We start from the raw sequence: 19,126 nt of genomic DNA on the forward strand, positions 1-19,126 counted from the left end.
GCAAATGATGATTGCACCGCCACAGCTATAGCGGCTAAATGGGGGTGTCTGGTCCTGCCGGAGAAATCCGGATGCTAAGAGGGAATTTGGTGCGACTGCCTCGGTGGTCAACTCCAAAGCCGCCCCCGCGACTGTAAGCGGAGAGCCCCTGTTCAACCAGCCACTCCCGGTTCTCCGGGGGGAAGGCGAACAGAGGCATCGACCCGCAAGCCAGGAGACCTGCCAGGCGCAAAAACGAAACACCGGCCGTCGGGTGCGGCGGCAGAGGAGAATACAAAATGGCAACACAAACGAAAACAGCATCCGCCGCGCGTACAGGCTTTGTTCCGGTCATGTTTGCAGTGGTTCTGGGTCTGGGCCTCATCACGCTGACCGGTCACGTTCAGGCAGCGGCCCTGCATGATGCAGCGCATGACGTGCGTCACGCGACCGGCTTCCCCTGCCACTAAGACCGTGTTCAGTCGTATATTGACCAGCGCGTTGTTCGCTGGTGCTGCAGCGGGGCTGATTGCCGCCTTGCTGCAGTTGGTATTTGTGCAACCAGTATTGTTGCATGCCGAGCTTTATGAATCCGGAGAGCTGGTGCATTTCGGGGGCGAGACCGTATCGGCTCATCCCGAGCTGCCGCGCATGTTCTCTGAACTGACGCGTGATGCGCTGAGTGTCATCTTTACCATGCTGACCTATACCGGCTATGCGCTGGTGATGGTTGCGCTGATGTCGGTAGCCGAAGGTCAAGGGCATCAGATTGATGGCCGGACCGGCGTTCTTTGGGGGTTGGCCGGATTTATCGCCTTCCACCTTGCACCAGGTTTCACCCTGGCGCCCGAAGTGCCGGGTGTCGCAGCAGCCGATGTCTATGCACGTCAGGTCTGGTGGTTCGCAACGGTTGCAGCAGCCCTTGTCGCCATGTGGTTGATCGCCTTTGGAGGTAACCTGATCAGCTATGTGATCGCTGCGGTACTTCTGTTGGTGCCACATCTTATCGGTGCACCCGAGCCCGATGTTTTCACCGGCCCTGTGCCGACTGAAATTGGCGCATTGTTCGCCGCACGAGCTTTTGGAATCGGTCTGGTTGCATGGGTTCTGGTTGGCGCGTTCGCTGGCTATTTCTGGCAGAAAGAAGCGCAACCTTCCGAAGCAACGGCCTGATCGCACTTCGAATGAACGCGCCGGGTGTAAACTTGGCGCGTTTCCCTATGTTTTCAAGGAAATACAATGACCCGTTCACTTGCTCTATTCGTGATCGGTCTGGTCTTTGGCGGCGGTGCAGGATTTGTAATTGCTGCTGCAAATGGCGTCACATTTGATGGCCACGACCATTCTGATCCGTCTCTTCACGGAGCCTCACACACTGAGACCATGGCCCACGATCATTCCACGGCCCTGAACCTACCGGCAGGCGCAGATGCACCTACACTGGACATCGCTCTGACACAGGATCCTATGTCTGGCTGGAACCTGCATGTCATGCCAAAAAACTTTACCTTCGCACCGCAGAACGCATCGACCGCAGACATGGCAGGCGAAGGGCACGCGCATGTTTACATCAACGGAGAAAAGCTCGCCCGGCTTTACGGCAGTTGGATGCATCTTGATCAGTTGCCCAAAGGCGAGGTCGAGGTTTCGGTTTCACTGAATTCCAACAGCCATAGCCCGCTTTCGGTCGATAACGTGCCGGTTCGTGCTGCGGTTACGGTTCAGGTCGACTAAAGCGCCGGAATACGCGCACGCAAACACATCCGAAGCCGCCCGCAGGGTCGGGCGTCTTCAATCCAGCCCTGCGGGCTGTTCAGGTAAGTACGGCAAGTTTCAGCGATATCCGCGGCATCCGCCACCACATCGACACCCGAAAACACATAAGATGCGCGCCCCTGCGCCTGTATAGCCAGCGCCGTGGGTTCCGCGCAGCCGCTGAAACAGGCGTGTTCGCTCACTTCGACCTGATCCGTAAATCCGGCCCTTTTCAGTGCGTCCTGCACAGCCTGCACCTCGGCCGCCCGATCACGTGCGGTGCCACAGGTTTTGCAGATCATCAGGCGCATCCGATCCAGACCTTTCCCTTCGTCCTGCGCCCGTTTCTGCGGCTTTAAGCGGCGCGGCGCAATCCCGAATGCGCACAAGATTGTGAGTGCGACGTTCTCACATTTCTGGCAGGATTCCTGCAGACACCTTAAAAGGAGGCCTCTGGATGAAACTGCTTTGGACTGTCTTCGCCCTGCTGGCTCTGCCCGCCTGGGCCGACGAACCGCTCTCGGGATGGGCCGTGTATCCAACGGGCAAAAGCTATGATGAATTGGTCTCGGACACCAAATCGGCGGTTAAGGCAAACGGTCTGATCGTTGTCACGCAGGCCGGCCCCACCAAAGCCGCCGCCGCGCGGGGAATTACAATCCCAGGCAATCTGGTGATCGGCGCCTTCAACAATGACTATGCGGTGCGCGTGCTGGAAACCTCGGTGCGCGCAATGATCGAAGCACCGATCCGGTTTTACGTGACTGAAAACGAGGACGGTACCGCCACCCTGTCCTATAAAACGCCCAGCTTTGTATTCGCGCCCTATATCTATGAGGGAGGAGACCCCCTGAGGGACATTGCCCAGGAATTGGATGACACCTTTCAGATCGTGGCCGAAGCCGCTGTCAAATAGTCACACTGGCGTGATGCGCCTTGCGTCCGGGTCTGTCCTCCGCAATCTGCGTTGAAACAGTTTTCGGAGCTTTACTGATGCAGGACTCGTCGCCCCGCGCTGCGGACATTCTGGCCCAACGGCTTTATGAGGCTGGCTGCCGCCACGCTTTTGGCATGCCAGGTGGCGAGGTGCTGACCCTAGTGGATGCGTTGGAAAAGGCGGGAATAACCTTTCACCTGACCAAACACGAGAACGCGGCTGGCTTTATGGCCGAGGCGGTGCATCACCGCGACGGTGCCCCGGCCATTCTGGTGGCCACACTCGGTCCAGGCGCGATGAACGGGATCAATGTGGTCGCCAATGCGTTGCAGGACCGGGTGCCAATGATCGTGCTGACCGGCTGTGTCGACGCAGATGAGGCGCTGACATACACCCATCAGGTCATGGATCACGCACGGGTCTATCGCTCGATCACCAAAGGGACGTTCATGCTGACCGCCAAAGGCGCGGATATTATCGCAGACAAAGCGGTATCGCTGGCCAATCAGCCGCGCACAGGACCGGTGCATATCGACGTGCCGATTTCGGTTGCGGATGCGCCTGTGACCGATGTCAAACGCCGCCGTCTTGTCAAACCTGCCGCCGTCGCGCCCGAGGGGGATTGCGTTGAAAAAGCCCGCCGCTGGGTGGCACAGGCCGAACGGCCCATCGCGATTATCGGCCTGGATGTTCTATATGACGACTCGCGCAATGTGGTGCAGGCGTTCCTTGAACATTTTGGCATTCCTTTTGTGACAACCTACAAGGCCAAGGGCGTGGTTCCCGAGGATCATCCACTGTGCCTTGGCGGCGCGGGCCTGTCGCCGCTGGCTGACACCCATCTAGTGCCGCTGGTTGAACAGGCCGATCTAGTGTTGTGTCTGGGCTATGACCCGATCGAAATGCGCCCAGGCTGGCGCGAGATATGGGACCCCGAAGAAAAGCGCGTCATCGACATTTCGGCGGTTCCGAACGATCACTACATGCATCAGGCCGGGTTGAACCTGGTGGCTGATACCGGCGCGACCCTCGAGGCCATTGCAAAGGGCAACCCTGCCCGCGCCACCTGGCCCGGCGGCGAACCCGAACAGGTTCGGGCCGCCCTGGCGCGAGCCTTCCCTACTGATGATGTATGGGGTCCCGCCGCGGTAATTGCGGAAACCCGCGCGGCTCTTCCTGCCGAGACATTGGCCACCGCTGACAGCGGCGCACATCGCATCCTTCTCAGCCAGATGTGGGGATGTTCCGAAGAACGCGGGCTGATCCAGTCTTCGGCGCTCTGCACCATGGGCTGCGCTCTGCCAATGGCCATCGGGCTGAAGCTGGCCGAACCCACGCGCCCGGTCATCAGCTTTTCCGGTGATGCCGGGTTCCTGATGGTCGCCGGAGAACTGTCGACCGTTGCCGAGATGGGTGGTAACCCGATTTTCCTGGTGTTCGTCGACGCCAGCCTTGCCCTGATCGAATTGAAACAGCGTCAGCGGCAAATGGGGAACGTAGGCGTCGATTTCGACCGCCACGACTTTGCAGCTATGGGCCGGGCCTTCGGTGGGAATGGTTACACGGTGCGCACCCGCGCCGAACTGAGGGATGCTCTGGAAGCGGCAACCAAGTCTGATAGGTTCACCGTAATCGCTGCTGAGATTGACCGCGGAGGATATGATGGCCGGATCTGAAGGACCGCTGAAGGGCGTCAAGGTTCTGGACCTGTCCCGCATTCTGGCCGGACCGACCTGCACACAGTTGCTGGGCGATTTGGGTGCCAGCGTTATCAAGATCGAAAACCCTGCTACTAAAGGGGACGACACGCGCCAGTGGGGCCCACCCTATGTCGCTGATGCCGACGGGGTTCCATCGGATCTTAGTGCCTATTTCATGTCAGCCAACCGCAACAAGAAATCGGTCGCCATCGACATCACCACACCCGAAGGTCAGGCGGAAATTCGGCGGCTGGCCTCGTTTGCGGACATCCTGATCGAGAATTTCAAACCCGGCGGGCTTGCGAAATACGGGCTGGATTACAAATCGCTCTCGCAGGAATTCCCTAGCCTCGTCTATTGTTCGATCTCAGGCTACGGGCAGGATGGGCCTAACGCATCAAAGCCCGGATATGATCTGATGGCGCAGGGCTATGGCGGTGTCATGTCTCTGACCGGCGATCCCCAAGGGGCGCCGATGAAAGTTGGAGTTGGTATCGCTGATGTCATGTGCGGTATGTATGCCTGCGTTGGCATTTTGGCAGCATTGCGCCATCGGGACCAGACCGGAGAGGGACAGCAAATTGATCTGGCTCTGGTCGATTCCCAGATTGCGTGGCTGATCAATGAAGGCGTGAATTATCTGACATCCGGCAATGTGCCACAACGCCGTGGGAATGGTCATCCAAATATCGTTCCATATGACGTTTACGAAACCGCTGATGGCCATGTGATCCTTGCTGTAGGTAATGACAGTCAGTTCCGCCGGTTCTGCGAATTCATCGACCAACCTGATCTGGCGGATGACGTCCGCTTTGCGACGAATCCGGCGCGGCTGGAAAACCGGGATGCGTTGAACGCCCTATTGCGCCCTGCGGTTCAGTCATATGACACAACAACCGTCATCGCAGAACTTGAGGCACGCAAAGTACCAGTTGGGCCGGTCCAGACCCTGGATCAGGTTTTTGACACCGAGCAGGTCGCGGCGCGGCAAATGCAGATCGCGATGCAGGCTGCCCCGGCCGAGGTAAAACTGATCGGAAACCCGCTGAAATTGTCGCGGACACCGGTTACCTACCGGACGGCTCCGCCACAGTTCGGAGCGGACACTGCAGCAGTCTTGAACGCGAAGAACCCATTTGAAGATTGAAACACAATGCCTTACTAGGCGGCATATTGCTGAAACATGCCGTTGAATCGGCGGATTTTTTCACGTTTTCCACACACAGCTTTTCACCAATTCGAGAGCAGGGCCGATACTGATACGACCCCGCCTGACTCTCTGCTAAATCGAATAAAGTAATAAATCGCAAATGGATTGGATCCCGCGCATGAAACAAGATGTTTTCGGACAGATGAACACTCTTTGCCATTCGGCCAGTGTCGAGGCGTGGAATGGTGTTCTGCTTGGTTTCATGGCGCATTCAGCTGTCACACCCCTGCATCTGGGCAAAGTGCTAGAGCTTGAGCCCGATTTCGCGCTTGGTCACGCCGTCAAAGGCCTGTTCCTGGTCTTGCTGGGCCGGCGAGAGATGATGCCAGTTGCAGCGGAAGCGTTGAATGCTGCCAACACCGCTATGGATCGCCAACCGGTAACTGATCGCGAGCGGCTTTATGTCGACGCGTTGGCCCTTTACCTGTCCGACCTGCCCTCACATGCAATCCAGAAGTTTGAAGAAATTCTGCGCCTCCACCCACAGGACTCGCTGGCGATGAAACTCAGCCATGCAACACGGTTTGTCTTGGGAGATGCCGCTGGTATGCGACGGTCGATCGAATGTGTCCTGCCTGCTTATGAACCCGACCACGCCGGCCGCGGATATCTTCTGGGGTGCCATTCCTTCGCGCTTGAGGAAACCGGGGCCTATGAAAAAGCCGAAATCGCCGGACGTCAGGCACTGTGGATGGTGTCGGATGATGCCTGGGGCCTGCACGCAGTAGCCCATGTGCACGAGATGACCGGCAATGCGCAGCAAGGTCTTGATTGGCTGGCCGGACGCGAGGATGCCTGGGCGCATTGCAACAACTTCCGCTATCACGTCTGGTGGCACAAGGCGCTGATGCATCTGGACCTGGGTCAGGTCGATCAGGTTATGGAACTGTATGACCAGTATGTCCGGCAGGACAAAACTGACGATTACCGTGACATATCGAATGCCACGTCGCTTTTGTCCCGGCTCGAGCTTGAGGGCGTCAAAGTTGGAAACCGCTGGGAGGAACTGGCCGACCTCAGCGCCGCCCGGACCGAAGATGGCTGCCTGATCTTCGCCGATCTTCACTATCTGCTGGCCCTGACCGGCGACAACCGGACCGAAGCGACCGGCAAAATGCTGCAGCGCATCCAGAAAGATGCCCAGCGCAATCAGGGCGACACTCCGATCCGGATGTCGGATCCCGGTATTGCCGCAGCCAAAGGGCTTGAGGCTTTTGGCGACGGCCTTTACGGCGAAGCATTTGATTTCCTGTCGAATGCACGGGACGGAATGCAACTGGCCGGTGGTAGCCACGCCCAACGTGATGTATTCGAGCGCATCACTATTGATTCCGGCCTGCGTGCCGGCCGTTTGGATGCTGTCGAGCGCATTCTAGACGACCGCCGTGCCAAGCGGGCCGGGGGTGAGGACAATTATGCTATGGCGCGCCGCGCATTGATCGACGCGGCTCGCGATAACCAAGACGCACAAAGCGTTCCGGCAGAATAACAAAACAAAAAGACTGAAGAAGGACAGAACTCGTATGGCGACTCTATCGCCCGCTTCTGATTTTGCACCTGTGGCAGCCACCTCGGCCGCCCCTGTTAGTACGCGCGACCCGCGTCTGGATTTCTATCGCGGAATTGCGATGTTCATCATCCTGATTGCGCATATTCCCAACGACCCCTGGGCCAAGTGGATCCCTGCCCGGTTTGGTTTTTCGGATGCAACCGAGATTTTTGTTTTTTGTTCGGGCATGGCCTCGGCCATCGCCTTTGGCGGCGCGTTCCTGCGCAAGGGCTGGTGGATGGGCACTGCGCGAGTATCATACCGGATCTGGCAGGTTTACTGGGCGCATATCGGCCTGTTCTTCTTTGTCGCGATGACGATGGCTGCGCTGAATCAAACAGGCCTGTTTGAGAAGAACTACATCTCGTCCCTGAACCTGCAGCATTTCTTCAATGATCCTGCGCCGCAGATCGTAGGCCTGTTCACCCTGACCTACGTGCCGAATTATTTCGACATTCTACCCATGTATCTTGTGGTACTTGCAATGATGCCGCTGTTCATGGGCCTGTCCCGCATCGGATTCTGGGCGGTTGCAGCCACATCCGTTGCTATCTGGCTCGTGGCGCAGACCGACATTCTGGACCTGCCGGCCGAGCCCTGGTCGGATCGTCAGTGGTTCTTTAACCCTTTTGGCTGGCAGTTGCTTTTCTTTACTGGCTTTGCATTCATGCGCGGCTGGATTCCAGCCCCTCCGGTGTCAAAAACGCTGATCTGGGCAGCGGCGCTGTTCCTGATCTTTTCAATGCCCTTCGGGTCGTGGAAAGTGTTCACATGGGTGAATGCCGCAGCCCCGGATTTGGCCGATGAAATCCGCAAAGTCTGGCCCATCACAAAAGAATTCCGCGACAAGACCGATTTCGGTCTGTTTCGCTACATGCATTTCCTGTCGCTGGCCTATCTGGGCTGGGTCGCTGCTGGCGAGCATGGACACCGCCTGATCGCAACCGGTCAGAGCGCAGGCGCCAAAGCTTGGCAAATCGTGCTGACCCTGGTCACCAAAGTGGGTCAGCAATCACTTGCCGTATTCGTATTTTCCATGGCAGCAGCACGACTTATCGGCGTTGGGCTCGATTTGTTTGGGCGGGATTTTGCCACTGTCTTTGTCGCTAATATGATTGGCTTTGCCATGATCATCAGCGTGGCCTATTTGGCCGCGTGGTTTAAGTCACAACCCTGGAAATCAAAGAAATGAAATTCACACGTCGCGCATTTCTGGCCACGACTTCGGCGCTTGCCTTCGCCCCGGCCACCTTTGCCGTGGGCGGAGAGGTCCCGTTTGACCGCAGTGACGTGATCTCGCTGGCCCGCGAGTTGGCCGCAAAGCCCTTTGCCGAGCGCGAGATGGTCCCGCAGGAATGGCAGGACCTGACCTATGAGCAATACCGCTCGATCCGGTTCCGCCTGGATCGCGCGATGTGGTACGAGACCGAGACGCCGTTCAACGTCGATTTCTTCACCCCTGGGCTTTATTTCCCCCGCACGGTTCAGGTGTCGACTGTAGAAGACGGCATGGCTAAACCCGTAGCCTTCGATCTGTCGATGTTTGACAAGTCGACCGAGGTTCCTCAGTTGCCCGTCGACGACACGCTGGGTTTTTCGGGCCTGCGTCTGCGGACTGAAATGCACCGCCCCGGAAAAACCGATGAATTCTGTGTGTTTCAGGGCGCCAGTTACTTCCGGGCGATCGGCCTTCACGAGGTCTACGGCCTGTCGGCCCGGGGGCTGGCGCTGAAAACCGGCGATCCGGATGGTGAAGAATTTCCCGAATTCATTCGATTCTGGCTGGAACGTCCCAAGCCCGGTCAGCGCAACATGGTGGTTCATGCCCTGATGGACAGCCCCAGCGTGACCGGTGCCTATCGGTTCAACGTCACGGCAGGCGCGGATTGCGTGATGGAGGTCGAGGCCACTCTGTTCCCGCGTATGGAACTGACCCATGTCGGCATTGCACCCGGCACGTCGATGTTCCTGTTCGATCAGACCAATCACAGCCGTTTCGACGATTTCCGCCCTGCGGTGCATGACAGCGACGGGCTGTTGATCCGCAACGGCGCTGGCGAGGTCCTGTGGCGGCCTCTGGCAAACCCGACCCGCCTGCAGTTCTCGTCCTTTGTTGACATGAACCCGCGCGGGTTTGGCCTGATGCAGCGGAAACGCGCGTTCTCGGATTATGCCGATCTTGAAGCGAGTTACCACAAACGCCCCGGCCTCTGGGTCGAACCAACTGGCGATTGGGGCAAAGGTGCGGTCACTCTGGTCGAAATCCCGGCTGATCAGGAAATCTACGACAATATCGTCGCCTATTGGCGTCCGATGGAGCCCTATGCGGCCGGAAGCCAGGTGGACCTGTCCTACCGCCTGATCTGGGGTGAAGAACCACAGCGCACCCCGATGCCACGCGTGATCAACACTGCGATGGGTTACAACACATTCGGCGAGGGCCGTCTGGCGGTGATCGACTTTGAAGCCAGCGAGCTATTCGACGAACCTGAGGCGATGACGATCTTTGTGGACTCGCCCCATGCAGAGACCTCGGAAGGCGTCCTGCAGCGCAACCCCGATACTGGCGGCCTGCGGTTGGCCTTTTCCTTCGAGCCGGGAGACCGGAACCATGTGGAACTGCGTGCGCAGTTGCTGAAAGACAAGCAGCCTGCCTCCGAAGTCTGGCTGTATCGTTGGACATCATGAGCAACGATCTGCATATCATGCCGCCTGAGGCACCCCTGGCGATGCCGGAGCAGAATTTCAGCGCTGGGTTCCGTGACGCTCAGGCGCCCGGCAGTTGGCAGGCATCTGCGGGATTCTGGCGTGCGCTGGCGTTCTCGCCTGCGATGGCGGCTACGCTGGGCCTGCTTTGGGTCATGGCCGACTGGTTCGGTGCCGAAGGGATCAACCTGATCGAAGCGATTCTGTTGGCTCTGATCTCATTCAACTTTTTCTGGATCTCTTTCACGGTCTGCACCGTGTTGTTGGGTATGATTTCCCTGTCGCGGCAGGAACAGCCCAAACGTCAGCGCCGCCCACAGGCGCTGCGCGTCGCGCTTCTTATGCCGGTCTATAATGAAGTACCCTGGAACGTGCTGGGCAACGCCCGAACCATGCTGGAAGACCTGCGCGCGCGGGATGGTCAGCACCACTATGCGATGTTCATCCTCTCTGACACCCGCGACCCCGAGATCGCGGCACAGGAACAAGCCAGCGTCGAAGCGTTGCGCACCACCCTCGCGCCGGGACTGGAACTGTATTACCGTCGGCGAGAACAGAACACAGACCGCAAGGTCGGAAATATCGCAGATTGGGTCAGCCGTTGGGGTGCGGATTGGGATGCGATGCTCGTGCTGGATGCCGACAGCCTGATGACCGGCCGCGCCATCCTGCGCCTGACAGATTCTCTGGCGCGAGACCCCGGTGCGGGCCTGATCCAGAGTTACCCTCAGTTAATTGGCGCTCAGTCGGTTTTTGCTCGGATGCAGCAATTTGCCAATGGTGTTTATGGTATCGCCTTCGCCGAAGGTCTAGCCCGCTGGTGTGGTCAGGAAGGTAACTATTGGGGCCATAACGCGATCATCCGCACCAAGGCTTTTGCCAACTGCGCGGGGCTGCCAAGACTGCGCGCAATGAATGGTCAGGAAAAACTGATCATGAGCCACGATTTCGTCGAGGCCGGCCTCATGCGTCGCGCCGGATGGGGCGTGCGGTTCCTACCGCGCATCCGAGGATCCTATGAAGAAACCCCACCAACGCTGATCGACCACGCGTTGCGTGACCGGCGCTGGTGTCAGGGCAATTTGCAACACCTGAAGTTGTTGGGCTCAACCGGATTCCGCGCTGTGTCGCGGTTCCACATGTTCCATGGAGCAGTCGGATATCTGATGTCGCCGCTGTGGTTTGCCTTGCTGGTGATGTGGGCGCTGATCGGTCAGGGCGAGGATGCCTCGGTCTTGCATTATTTCAGCCCCGACAATCCGCTGTTCCCGCAATGGCCCGAGATGTCGGAAACCCGCCACGTGCTGATCATTCTGGTCATGTATGCTATGTTGCTGGCCCCCAAGGTACTTGGCGTGCTTGCCCTGCCACTTAGCGGTGTGCGCTATGCGGATTTCGGTGGCGCAGGTAAATTCATGACCTCATTCATCTCGGAAGTCATCCTGTCGATCCTCTATGCGCCGATCCTTATGGTGCAACAGATGATCGCCGTCTTCCGGACAATTCTTGGTATTCAAAAAGGCTGGTCTCCTCAGGCGCGGGATGGTGGCAGCTATGGCCTACGGACGCTGATCTTATGTCACACGCTGGAAACTATCAGCGGTATAGCCTTGGGCGCCGGCATCCTATCGGGTCTGGTGTCAATCTGGCTGGCTCCGATTGCCATAAGCCTGGCCTTTGCCATCCCGCTTTCCGCACTCAGCGGCGTTTCAACCTCACCGGCGCGGCGCATGGTCGGAATGAAAGAAGATGTTCAGGAACCGGCAATCACCCGGTCCGCCCGTCTCCACAGGGATGAATTGAAGCGCCTGGTCGAAGGCAAAACCGTCATGACTCCTGCCGAGTGATCAACCACCCGGCAGGCCCTCGTACCACTCTACCATCATATCCGACCATCCCTGCGGCACGTTGTGACCACCTGGGAAAAGTGCGAATTCCAACATCGCGCCATCGGCGCATCCGGTCCATTTGCGGCGCATGAATTGCCCGGTCGTGGAAAATCCGCTGGGTTTGGTATCGGCGCATTCGTTTGCGACCCGCCAAATTTCCAGACCGGCAAAGATATCGCCCTGATGGAATCGACCACCGCCCAAAAGACGCCCTTCCAGCGGGACTACATTGTCGATCCAGCCATGGGTGTGAAACATGCGCACCGGGCCATCGCAGGCCTCGGGATGCGGTCGCCAAAACCCACCTGAAACCGGAGCATAGGCCGAAAACGTATCCGGCGCCGCGCAGGCGAGGTAGTAGACCATGAAGGCCCCCGCAGAAAACCCGCCCAACACGACGCGGTCATCATCGACCCCGAACCGGTCCGACGCATCCTGAACCACCTCGCGCAGAAAAGCCGTTTCGTCACGCCCTTCCCAACCCGGGAAGAAATTCCAGCTTTGGCGGCCGTTACGCTCGGACCCCTCCGGTGCCATAACCGCATATCCGCGCGCAAGCAGAGGATCAACCAAGCTGCGGTTCTTCAGCGTTCCGGTCGCAGTCCCGCCATAACCGTGCAGAAACACCACCAGCGGTGGGTTTTCGGTTTCGGGAAGTTCGATATGGTACCCACCCGACGGCGTTTCGCACATGTCTTCCTGATCGACACAGGCGGCCATTCCTGCATTCGCGATCACGGCCATCCCGACCGACAGAAACAAGCTTCGGATCATTCTGCTTTCCCATCATAGTGTTGAACCGGCAGGCCTGCCCGGACCCAGCCCGGCCCTGCTGCTGAGCCTAACATACCCTCGGGCACGTCGATGATATTTGCGAACCCCGCCTCGGACAGCTGGTTGCTCAGCCGGGCCGAGCGCACACCGCGCGCGCAGATCAGGGCGATTGGGGCATCGTGGTCTCCGCCGACAATCTGCAGCAGCGCCTCTTCAAAATCATCGCGACGCATGTCTAGGGGATGCGCGCCTTCGCCCACGCCCGAGGCATCCCATTCGCGTGGGGTACGGATGTCCACCAAAAATATATCTCCAAGCCTAGCTTGTTGATGCGCATCCCCGACACTGATCCGACCGCCCGCATAGCTCTGCGGGATCAGGCGGTATTCACGGACTGCAAAACCGCCCAGAACAGCAGCCGCACCAAACAGCAGAACCTTTCGCCGTGTCCGGTTTGCCCCAGCAGCCACTGTAATCCCTCCTGATCCGATGCGGTCCTATGTATCACAGCAGCTTATCCAGTTCCGTGTCGAAATTAACCTGTCTGTTCAAGTTCGTGTCATCGCCGCTTTACCTGTACCATCCCCTACCTTGGGGCCCCTGAACAGGCAGAATGGCTTGCAATCGCTGGACACTCCGCGAATTATCCTTACAAAATCAATAGCACTTTTGACCGCCCAGACCGGAGTATCGCAGTTGTCCCTATTCCTCATCGCGGCCCTTCCCTTCCTCGGAGCTGTATTCCCAGCCCTTTTGATCCGGGCTGGACGAAACGCAGCAGCCTCGGCCGCTGGGTTGACCACTTTTCTGGCGCTGATGGGGCTGTTGATTCACATCCCAACCGTGATGCGCGGCGAGGTCGTGACCGCCCGGTTCGACTGGATTCCGGCACTGGGTCTAAACGCCAATTTCATGTTGGATGGCCTTGGGTTTCTGTTCGCGCTGCTGATCCTTGGCATCGGTTTGCTGATCATCCTCTACGCCCGGTTCTACCTGTCGCGCGAAGACCCGATGGGGCAGTTTTACACCTATTTGCTGCTGTTTCAGGGCGCGATGGTGGGAATCGTTCTGTCGGACAATATCCTGCTTTTGCTGATATTCTGGGAACTTACCTCGCTTAGTTCATTCCTTTTGATCGGATATTGGAAACACCTCCCCGAGGGACGACAGGGCGCACGTATGGCGCTGGCTGTGACCGGCTCTGGCGGCTTGGCGATGATTGCGGGGATGCTGATCCTGGGCAATATCGTTGGCTCTTATGACCTAAGCGTCATTCTCCAGAACAAAGAGCTGATCCAGTCTTCACCCTATTACATGCCAGCGCTGGTCCTGATTTTGCTGGGGTGTTTCACCAAATCGGCACAGTTCCCCTTCCATTTCTGGCTGCCACACGCGATGGCCGCCCCTACGCCAGTATCAGCCTATCTGCACTCGGCCACGATGGTAAAGGCAGGGTTGTTCCTGATGGCCCGCATGTGGCCCGTTCTGGCGGGAACTGATGCGTGGTTCTACATTGTTGCCACAACCGGCCTGGTAACCATGCTGATCGGGGCCTGCATCGCCCTGTTCAAAGACGATCTCAAGGCGCTGCTGGCGTTTTCGACCGTGTCGCATCTGGGCCTGATAACCATGCTGCTGGGGTTTGGAACCAAGATCGCCGCCGTTGCTGCCATCTTCCACATCATCAACCATGCGACGTTCAAAGCAGCCCTGTTCATGACCGCAGGTATCGTGGATCACGAGGCCGGGACCCGCGACATCAAGCGACTGGGCGGATTGCGCCATTTGATGCCCATCACCTTCACCATCGGGACGATTGCCGCACTTTCCATGGCCGGTCTACCTCCGCTGAACGGGTTTCTGTCCAAGGAGATGATGCTGGAGGAAACGGTCCACACAACCTGGCTGCATTCGCATTATCTTGTGCCCGGACTGGCGCTGCTGGCGGCCTTGTTCTCTGCAGCCTATTCGTTCCGCTTTGTTGGTCACGTGTTCCTTGGTCCTGTACGCGACGATTACCCAACCCATCCACATGACCCACCGGCCGGGCTTTGGCTTGCACCCGCTTTCCTGGTCGTGCTTGTCGTCCTGATCGGTCTTTATTCCAACGCCATCGTAGGTCCGCTGGTAGCGGTTGTTTCAAGTGCGGTAATCGGGGGCGAGAAGCTGCCCTATTATTCGCTGAAACTCTGGCACGGGTTTACGCCTGCCTTGTATATGTCTGCGTTCGCCACACTGGGTGGCCTAGCCTTTCTGGCACAGCATCGGCGTGGTGAGTTCATCTGGAATGCCCTGCCCAGACCCGAGGCGAAAACCATTTTTGACGCAGTGATCGCTGCGCTTACGACAACCAGCCGCTGGGTCACAGATACTCTGCATAACGGGGTCCTCAGCCGGTATGCGGCCATCCTGATCGTCTTTACGGTTGGGCTGGGATATTATGCATTCGCCACCGGATCTATTGGCGTTGAAACACGCACGCCCCTACCCGTTCAGATCATTCCGTTCATTGGCTGGATCTGCCTGATCGCCGCGACGCTGGCCATCATGTGGTTTCACCGCAACCGGCTGTTATCCTTGGTGCTGATCGGGGTCGTGGGCCTGATCGTCTCGATGGCCTTCAACTATCTGTCCGCACCCGACCTTGCCCTGACACAGATTTCTGTCGAGGTAGTGACGATGATTCTGCTGTTGTTGTCACTGAACTTCCTGCCCACGGACACACCCTGGGACAGCAGCGCGGCGCGGCGTTGGCGGGATGCGGCAATTTCGGTCGTGGCAGGCATCGGATCAGGTGCGTTGATCTACGCGTTGATGCTGCGGGATTTCGGTTTCCCGAGCATTTCCGAATTCCATCTGGCCAACTCGTATAAGGGCGGCGGAGGCACCAATGTGGTCAACGTGATCCTGGTGGATTTCCGTGGCTTTGATACCTTCGGCGAAATCATCGTTCTGGGCATTGCCGCCCTGATCATCTTTGCCCTAACCGAGGCGGTTCTGGAAACCAATGTCCGGGGGTATTTGCTGAACCGTAAACCGCACTGGCCGCAATCGGGTGACTCTCATCCGTTGATGATGGTCGTGGCGACAAGAGTGATGATGCCGATCGCGCTGATGGTCGGGGCCTATATCTTTTTCCGCGGCCATAACCAGCCAGGTGGAGGGTTCATCGCCGGTCTGGTCGTCGCCATCGCCTATCTGATGCAATATATGGCCAGCGGCTATACCTGGGCCATCGAACGGCAACGGTTCTATTACCACGGCACAATCGGCTGGGGCGTTCTGATCGCCGCAGCAACTGGAATTGGCGCATGGTTCAATGAACGCCCCTTCCTGACCAGCGATTTCGGATATCTGAACTGGCCGCCGCTGGAAGAGTTCGAATGGGCAACCGCCATGCTGTTCGATACCGGCGTGTTCCTTGCGGTTTTGGGCGCGGTGATGCTGGCACTGGATAGCCTGTCCCGCTTGGCCTGGCAGCCCGGCATGGCGCAGGAATTCCCGATGGATATCAACCCGCTGCGGGACGATCCGCCTGAAGAAGAACAAGAAGAAAAGGAGCAGGTCTGATGGAAGCGCTCGTAGCCTCTGCGGTTGGCGTGATGACCGCCGCCGGGATTTTCCTGATCCTGCGTCGCCGGACTTTTCCGGTCATTCTGGGCCTGTCTCTGCTGACCTATGCGGTGAACGTCTTTTTGTTTGCCACCGGGCGGCTGGCTTTGGACGCGCCGCCGGTTCTGAACAAATATGAAGAGGTCGCCTATACCGATCCCTTGCCGCAGGCCCTGGTGCTGACCGCCATCGTGATTTCATTCGGGATGACTGCGGTGATCGTGATGATCTCGCTTTCGGCTTACCTGTCGGCCAAGGATGACCACATCGACATGGCCGCTCATGACAATACGGACGCGCCGGGAGAAGACGCATGAACCATTGGATCGTTGCGCCAGTCGTCCTGCCCGCGATTCTGGCTCCGTTCATCATCATGGTCCTGCGGTACCACCTTGATTTGCAGCGCATATTCTCGGTCGCCGGTGTCGTGGCACTGCTTGGCATCGCCCTGACAATCACCGCACAGGCCGCAGGTGGAGACATTCTGGTCTATGAGTTGGGCAACTGGCCAGCGCCCTTTGGAATCGTGCTGGTGCTGGATCGGTTATCTGCCATGATGGTCTTGCTGACCGCGCTTTTAGCCCTTCCGATAGTGCTTTATTCAATTGCCTCCGGATGGGATGCACGCGGCAAGCACTTTCATCCCTTATTCCACTTTCAGCTTATGGGCGTATGCGGTGCCTTTCTGACAGGTGACGCCTTTAACCTGTTCGTGTTCTTCGAGGTATTGCTGATCGCGTCCTACGGTTTGATGACGCACGGCGGTGGAGCCGTTCGGCTCAAGGCAGGCGTGCAATATGTCGCCTACAACCTTTTGGGCTCAACGCTGTTTTTGTTTGCCCTTGGCACGCTCTATTCAGTGACCGGCACGCTGAACATGGCGGATATGGCTGTACGGATTGCCGAGCTTCCGCTCGAAGACACCGCTCTGATAAGAGTGGGTGCTGCCCTGTTGCTGCTGGTATTCTGCATTAAGGCTGCAGTTCTACCGCTGCATTTCTGGCTACCGGCCAGCTATGCGAATGCTCCTATGCCAGTTGCAGCGCTGTTTGCGATCATGACAAAGGTCGGGGCCTACTCGATCTTGCGCATGTACACGCTTGGCTTTGGCCCCGAGGTATTGGTTGCGCATGATCTTGTGATCAACTGGCTGCAACCTGCCGCTTTGGTAACTCTGGCCGTTGGTACAATCGGCATATTGGGCTCACGACACATCGCGCGCCTAGTGGCTTTTTGCGCCATCGCGTCAATGGGTACCCTGCTGATTGCAATTTCCCTGTTCACCGAAACAGCAACCGCCGCCGCTTTGTTCTATATCTACCATTCGACGCTTGCGACGGCGCTGTTGTTCCTGATTGCTGATCTGGTGATCGAGCGGCGCGGAGGCGCGATTGCCCCAAAGCACCCTATGGCACAGACCGGACTGATTTCCGCACTGTTCTTTATTGGTGCGATTGCTTTGGCCGGGATGCCGCCCCTGTCCGGGTTCATTGGCAAACTGCTGGTCCTGGACGCCGCGCGAGATGCACCAGACGCAAATACGGTCTGGGCTGTGGTATTGATCGGCTCATTCGTAACCATAGTAGGGCTAGCCCGCGCCGGAACTTTGATCTTTTGGAAAAGCCATGACGCCAGCTTGGCCACCGACCAAGCCGATACAACTGACGGCGAGACCGCCTTTCAGGCAGCCCCGGAACCTTCGCCCGGGTTGGCCTTTACGTCGGTATTTGCTTTGATCATCGGTCTGGTCATGCTGACATTGTTTGCCGGGCCTGCAATGAACTACGCTACCAGCACAGCGGAACAGTTGTTTGCACCCGAAAACTACATCTCGGCCGTGTTAGGGGTGGAAGAATGAAAAAACTGCTTCACCGGATATTCCCGCACCCGCATCTGACTTTCCTGCTGACGGTCGTGTGGATTTTGCTGGCAAACACACCATCGCTGAATTCACTGGTGTTTGGCCTTGTGCTGGGGATTATCATCCCCTTCGTCACACAGCCGTATTGGCCAGACCGGCCCATTCTTCGGAATTGGCCGATGATCGCCGAATACATATTGGTGGTTCTATGGGACATTGTTGTCGCCAACATGACAGTTGCTAGGATCATCCTCTTCAAACGGGATTCCGACCGTGAACCGAACTGGGTCTGCATTCCGCTGGAACTGCGCACACCAGAGGCGATTACGGTTCTGGCCGGGACAATCACCATGACCCCCGGCACCGTCAGTTGCGATCTGTCCGCGCAGGGTCACAACCTGCTGGTCCACTGCCTCGATGCGCCAAACCCGGACGAAGTACGCGATCAAATCAAGCAACGATACGAGCGCAGGCTAAAGGAGATTTTCGAATGATCGACCTAGCAATCTACTTTGCCTTTGCCTGTTTCGGCGCAGCCATCATGATGTGCCTGTGGCGGATCATTACGGCCGATGGAGTGGGCACCCGGGTTCTGGCGCTGGACACGATGGTGATCAACACAATTGCCCTTATGGTACTCTACGGGCTGTTTCTGGGGACCGAGATCTTTTTTGAGGCCGCGATGATCATTGCAATGCTCGGCTTTGTCTCAACTGTGGCCTACGCGCGCTTTATGCTGCGCGGCAATATCATCGAGTGAGGGCGACATGTCGGTAATCTTTGAATTTCTGGTCGCCTTCTTCCTGGTTGTTTCAGGCATATTTGGTTTTGTCGGATCGTACGGTATGATCAAGCTAAAGGACCCGATGTCCAGGCTTCACGCCCCCACCAAAGCGACAACGCTTGGGGTGGGTGGCGTTCTGATCGCCTCAATCATCCATTCCGTATTGATCGAACATCATCTGTCTCTGCACGAGCTGCTGATCACGCTGTTTCTGTTCCTGACTGCTCCGATCACGGCCCTGTTTATTGCCAAATGGCATATTCACCGCCATGAAAAGCCCCAGGATCTGCCAGACGCGGGTGAGGACAAAATCTGGGCCACACATGCGGTCGAACAAGTCGAAGACGTTCCTGATCACAGAAACACCTGA

Annotated in this window: 19 protein-coding genes and 1 riboswitch; of the genes, 16 read left to right on the top strand and 3 right to left on the bottom strand. The window is 57.7% G+C overall.

The features are described 5' to 3' along the window. Positions 1 to 32: 32 nt before the first annotated feature. A riboswitch (cobalamin riboswitch) is annotated at positions 33 to 241 on the top strand. Positions 242 to 278: 37 nt separating this feature from the next. From AC2FH8_RS05165 to AC2FH8_RS05175, 3 genes are all read left to right on the top strand, one after another. Then, a complete protein-coding gene (locus AC2FH8_RS05165) occupies positions 279 to 449 on the top strand; it encodes a CbtB domain-containing protein (RefSeq protein WP_142632876.1) in 171 nt (56 codons plus the stop codon). A 4-nt stretch (positions 450 to 453) separates the two neighbouring features. Further along, positions 454 to 1,152, top strand: coding sequence for a CbtA family protein (locus AC2FH8_RS05170; protein ID WP_142632874.1), 699 nt, complete (start codon positions 454 to 456; stop codon positions 1,150 to 1,152). A 66-nt stretch (positions 1,153 to 1,218) separates the two neighbouring features. Further along, complete coding sequence (locus AC2FH8_RS05175) at positions 1,219 to 1,713, top strand: hypothetical protein (protein ID WP_496688610.1); 495 nt, start codon at positions 1,219 to 1,221, stop codon at positions 1,711 to 1,713. Here AC2FH8_RS05175 and AC2FH8_RS05180 read toward each other — a convergent pair. Next, entirely contained in the window at positions 1,710 to 2,123 is a 414-nt protein-coding gene (locus AC2FH8_RS05180) for a DUF1636 family protein (RefSeq protein ID WP_496688612.1), read from the bottom strand. The genes AC2FH8_RS05175 and AC2FH8_RS05180 overlap by 4 nt on opposite strands. Before the next feature lie 68 nt (positions 2,124 to 2,191). Between AC2FH8_RS05180 and AC2FH8_RS05185 the strand changes: the two genes are divergently transcribed. From AC2FH8_RS05185 to mdoH, 7 genes are all read left to right on the top strand, one after another. After that, positions 2,192 to 2,650, top strand: a complete 459-nt coding sequence (locus AC2FH8_RS05185) for a DUF302 domain-containing protein (RefSeq protein WP_271947979.1) — start codon at positions 2,192 to 2,194, stop codon at positions 2,648 to 2,650. Between the two features lie 77 nt (positions 2,651 to 2,727). Further along, complete coding sequence (locus tag AC2FH8_RS05190; protein WP_496688614.1) at positions 2,728 to 4,347, top strand: thiamine pyrophosphate-binding protein; 1,620 nt, start codon at positions 2,728 to 2,730, stop codon at positions 4,345 to 4,347. Then, positions 4,334 to 5,518, top strand: a complete 1,185-nt coding sequence (locus tag AC2FH8_RS05195) for a CaiB/BaiF CoA transferase family protein (protein WP_142632866.1) — start codon at positions 4,334 to 4,336, stop codon at positions 5,516 to 5,518. The genes AC2FH8_RS05190 and AC2FH8_RS05195 overlap by 14 nt, the downstream gene beginning before the upstream one ends. 181 nt (positions 5,519 to 5,699) lie before the next feature. After that, positions 5,700 to 7,070 carry a tetratricopeptide repeat protein gene (locus AC2FH8_RS05200; RefSeq protein ID WP_496688617.1) on the top strand — a complete coding sequence of 457 codons (1,371 nt, stop codon included), beginning with the start codon at positions 5,700 to 5,702 and terminating at the stop codon, positions 7,068 to 7,070. A gap of 34 nt (positions 7,071 to 7,104) precedes the next feature. After that, positions 7,105 to 8,322, top strand: coding sequence for an OpgC family protein (locus AC2FH8_RS05205; RefSeq protein ID WP_282027857.1), 1,218 nt, complete (start codon positions 7,105 to 7,107; stop codon positions 8,320 to 8,322). Further along, entirely contained in the window at positions 8,319 to 9,818 is a 1,500-nt protein-coding gene (locus AC2FH8_RS05210) for an OpgD/OpgG family glucan biosynthesis protein (RefSeq protein ID WP_496688620.1), read from the top strand. The genes AC2FH8_RS05205 and AC2FH8_RS05210 overlap by 4 nt, the downstream gene beginning before the upstream one ends. Beyond that, positions 9,815 to 11,683: a glucans biosynthesis glucosyltransferase MdoH gene (mdoH, locus tag AC2FH8_RS05215; protein ID WP_496688622.1), complete on the top strand. Its 1,869-nt coding sequence runs from the start codon at positions 9,815 to 9,817 to the stop codon at positions 11,681 to 11,683. Before AC2FH8_RS05210 ends, mdoH begins: the two co-directional genes overlap by 4 nt. Here mdoH and AC2FH8_RS05220 read toward each other — a convergent pair whose 3' ends face one another. After that, positions 11,684 to 12,499, bottom strand: coding sequence for a CE1 family esterase (locus AC2FH8_RS05220; RefSeq protein ID WP_281971811.1), 816 nt, complete (start codon positions 12,497 to 12,499; stop codon positions 11,684 to 11,686). Next, entirely contained in the window at positions 12,496 to 12,969 is a 474-nt protein-coding gene (locus AC2FH8_RS05225) for a rhodanese-like domain-containing protein (protein WP_142632854.1), read from the bottom strand. Before AC2FH8_RS05225 ends, AC2FH8_RS05220 begins: the two co-directional genes overlap by 4 nt. Before the next feature lie 226 nt (positions 12,970 to 13,195). Between AC2FH8_RS05225 and AC2FH8_RS05230 the strand changes: the two genes are divergently transcribed. From AC2FH8_RS05230 to AC2FH8_RS05255, 6 genes are read left to right on the top strand one after another with little or no spacing between them, the layout of a single operon-like run. After that, positions 13,196 to 16,069 carry a monovalent cation/H+ antiporter subunit A gene (locus AC2FH8_RS05230; protein ID WP_496688668.1) on the top strand — a complete coding sequence of 958 codons (2,874 nt, stop codon included), beginning with the start codon at positions 13,196 to 13,198 and terminating at the stop codon, positions 16,067 to 16,069. After that, the gene (locus tag AC2FH8_RS05235; RefSeq protein WP_142632852.1) at positions 16,069 to 16,428 is read left to right on the top strand and encodes a Na+/H+ antiporter subunit C; all 360 of its coding nucleotides are present in this window, start codon (positions 16,069 to 16,071) and stop codon (positions 16,426 to 16,428) included. Before AC2FH8_RS05230 ends, AC2FH8_RS05235 begins: the two co-directional genes overlap by 1 nt. Then, entirely contained in the window at positions 16,425 to 17,969 is a 1,545-nt protein-coding gene (locus tag AC2FH8_RS05240) for a monovalent cation/H+ antiporter subunit D (RefSeq protein WP_271947996.1), read from the top strand. Before AC2FH8_RS05235 ends, AC2FH8_RS05240 begins: the two co-directional genes overlap by 4 nt. Continuing rightward, positions 17,966 to 18,466 carry a Na+/H+ antiporter subunit E gene (locus tag AC2FH8_RS05245; protein ID WP_142632848.1) on the top strand — a complete coding sequence of 167 codons (501 nt, stop codon included), beginning with the start codon at positions 17,966 to 17,968 and terminating at the stop codon, positions 18,464 to 18,466. The genes AC2FH8_RS05240 and AC2FH8_RS05245 overlap by 4 nt, the downstream gene beginning before the upstream one ends. Next, entirely contained in the window at positions 18,463 to 18,732 is a 270-nt protein-coding gene (locus AC2FH8_RS05250) for a K+/H+ antiporter subunit F (RefSeq protein ID WP_496688625.1), read from the top strand. Before AC2FH8_RS05245 ends, AC2FH8_RS05250 begins: the two co-directional genes overlap by 4 nt. Before the next feature lie 7 nt (positions 18,733 to 18,739). Continuing rightward, positions 18,740 to 19,126: a Na+/H+ antiporter subunit G gene (locus AC2FH8_RS05255; protein WP_142632844.1), complete on the top strand. Its 387-nt coding sequence runs from the start codon at positions 18,740 to 18,742 to the stop codon at positions 19,124 to 19,126.

The sequence above is a fragment of the Ruegeria sp. CDSC025 genome, assembly GCF_059610805.1.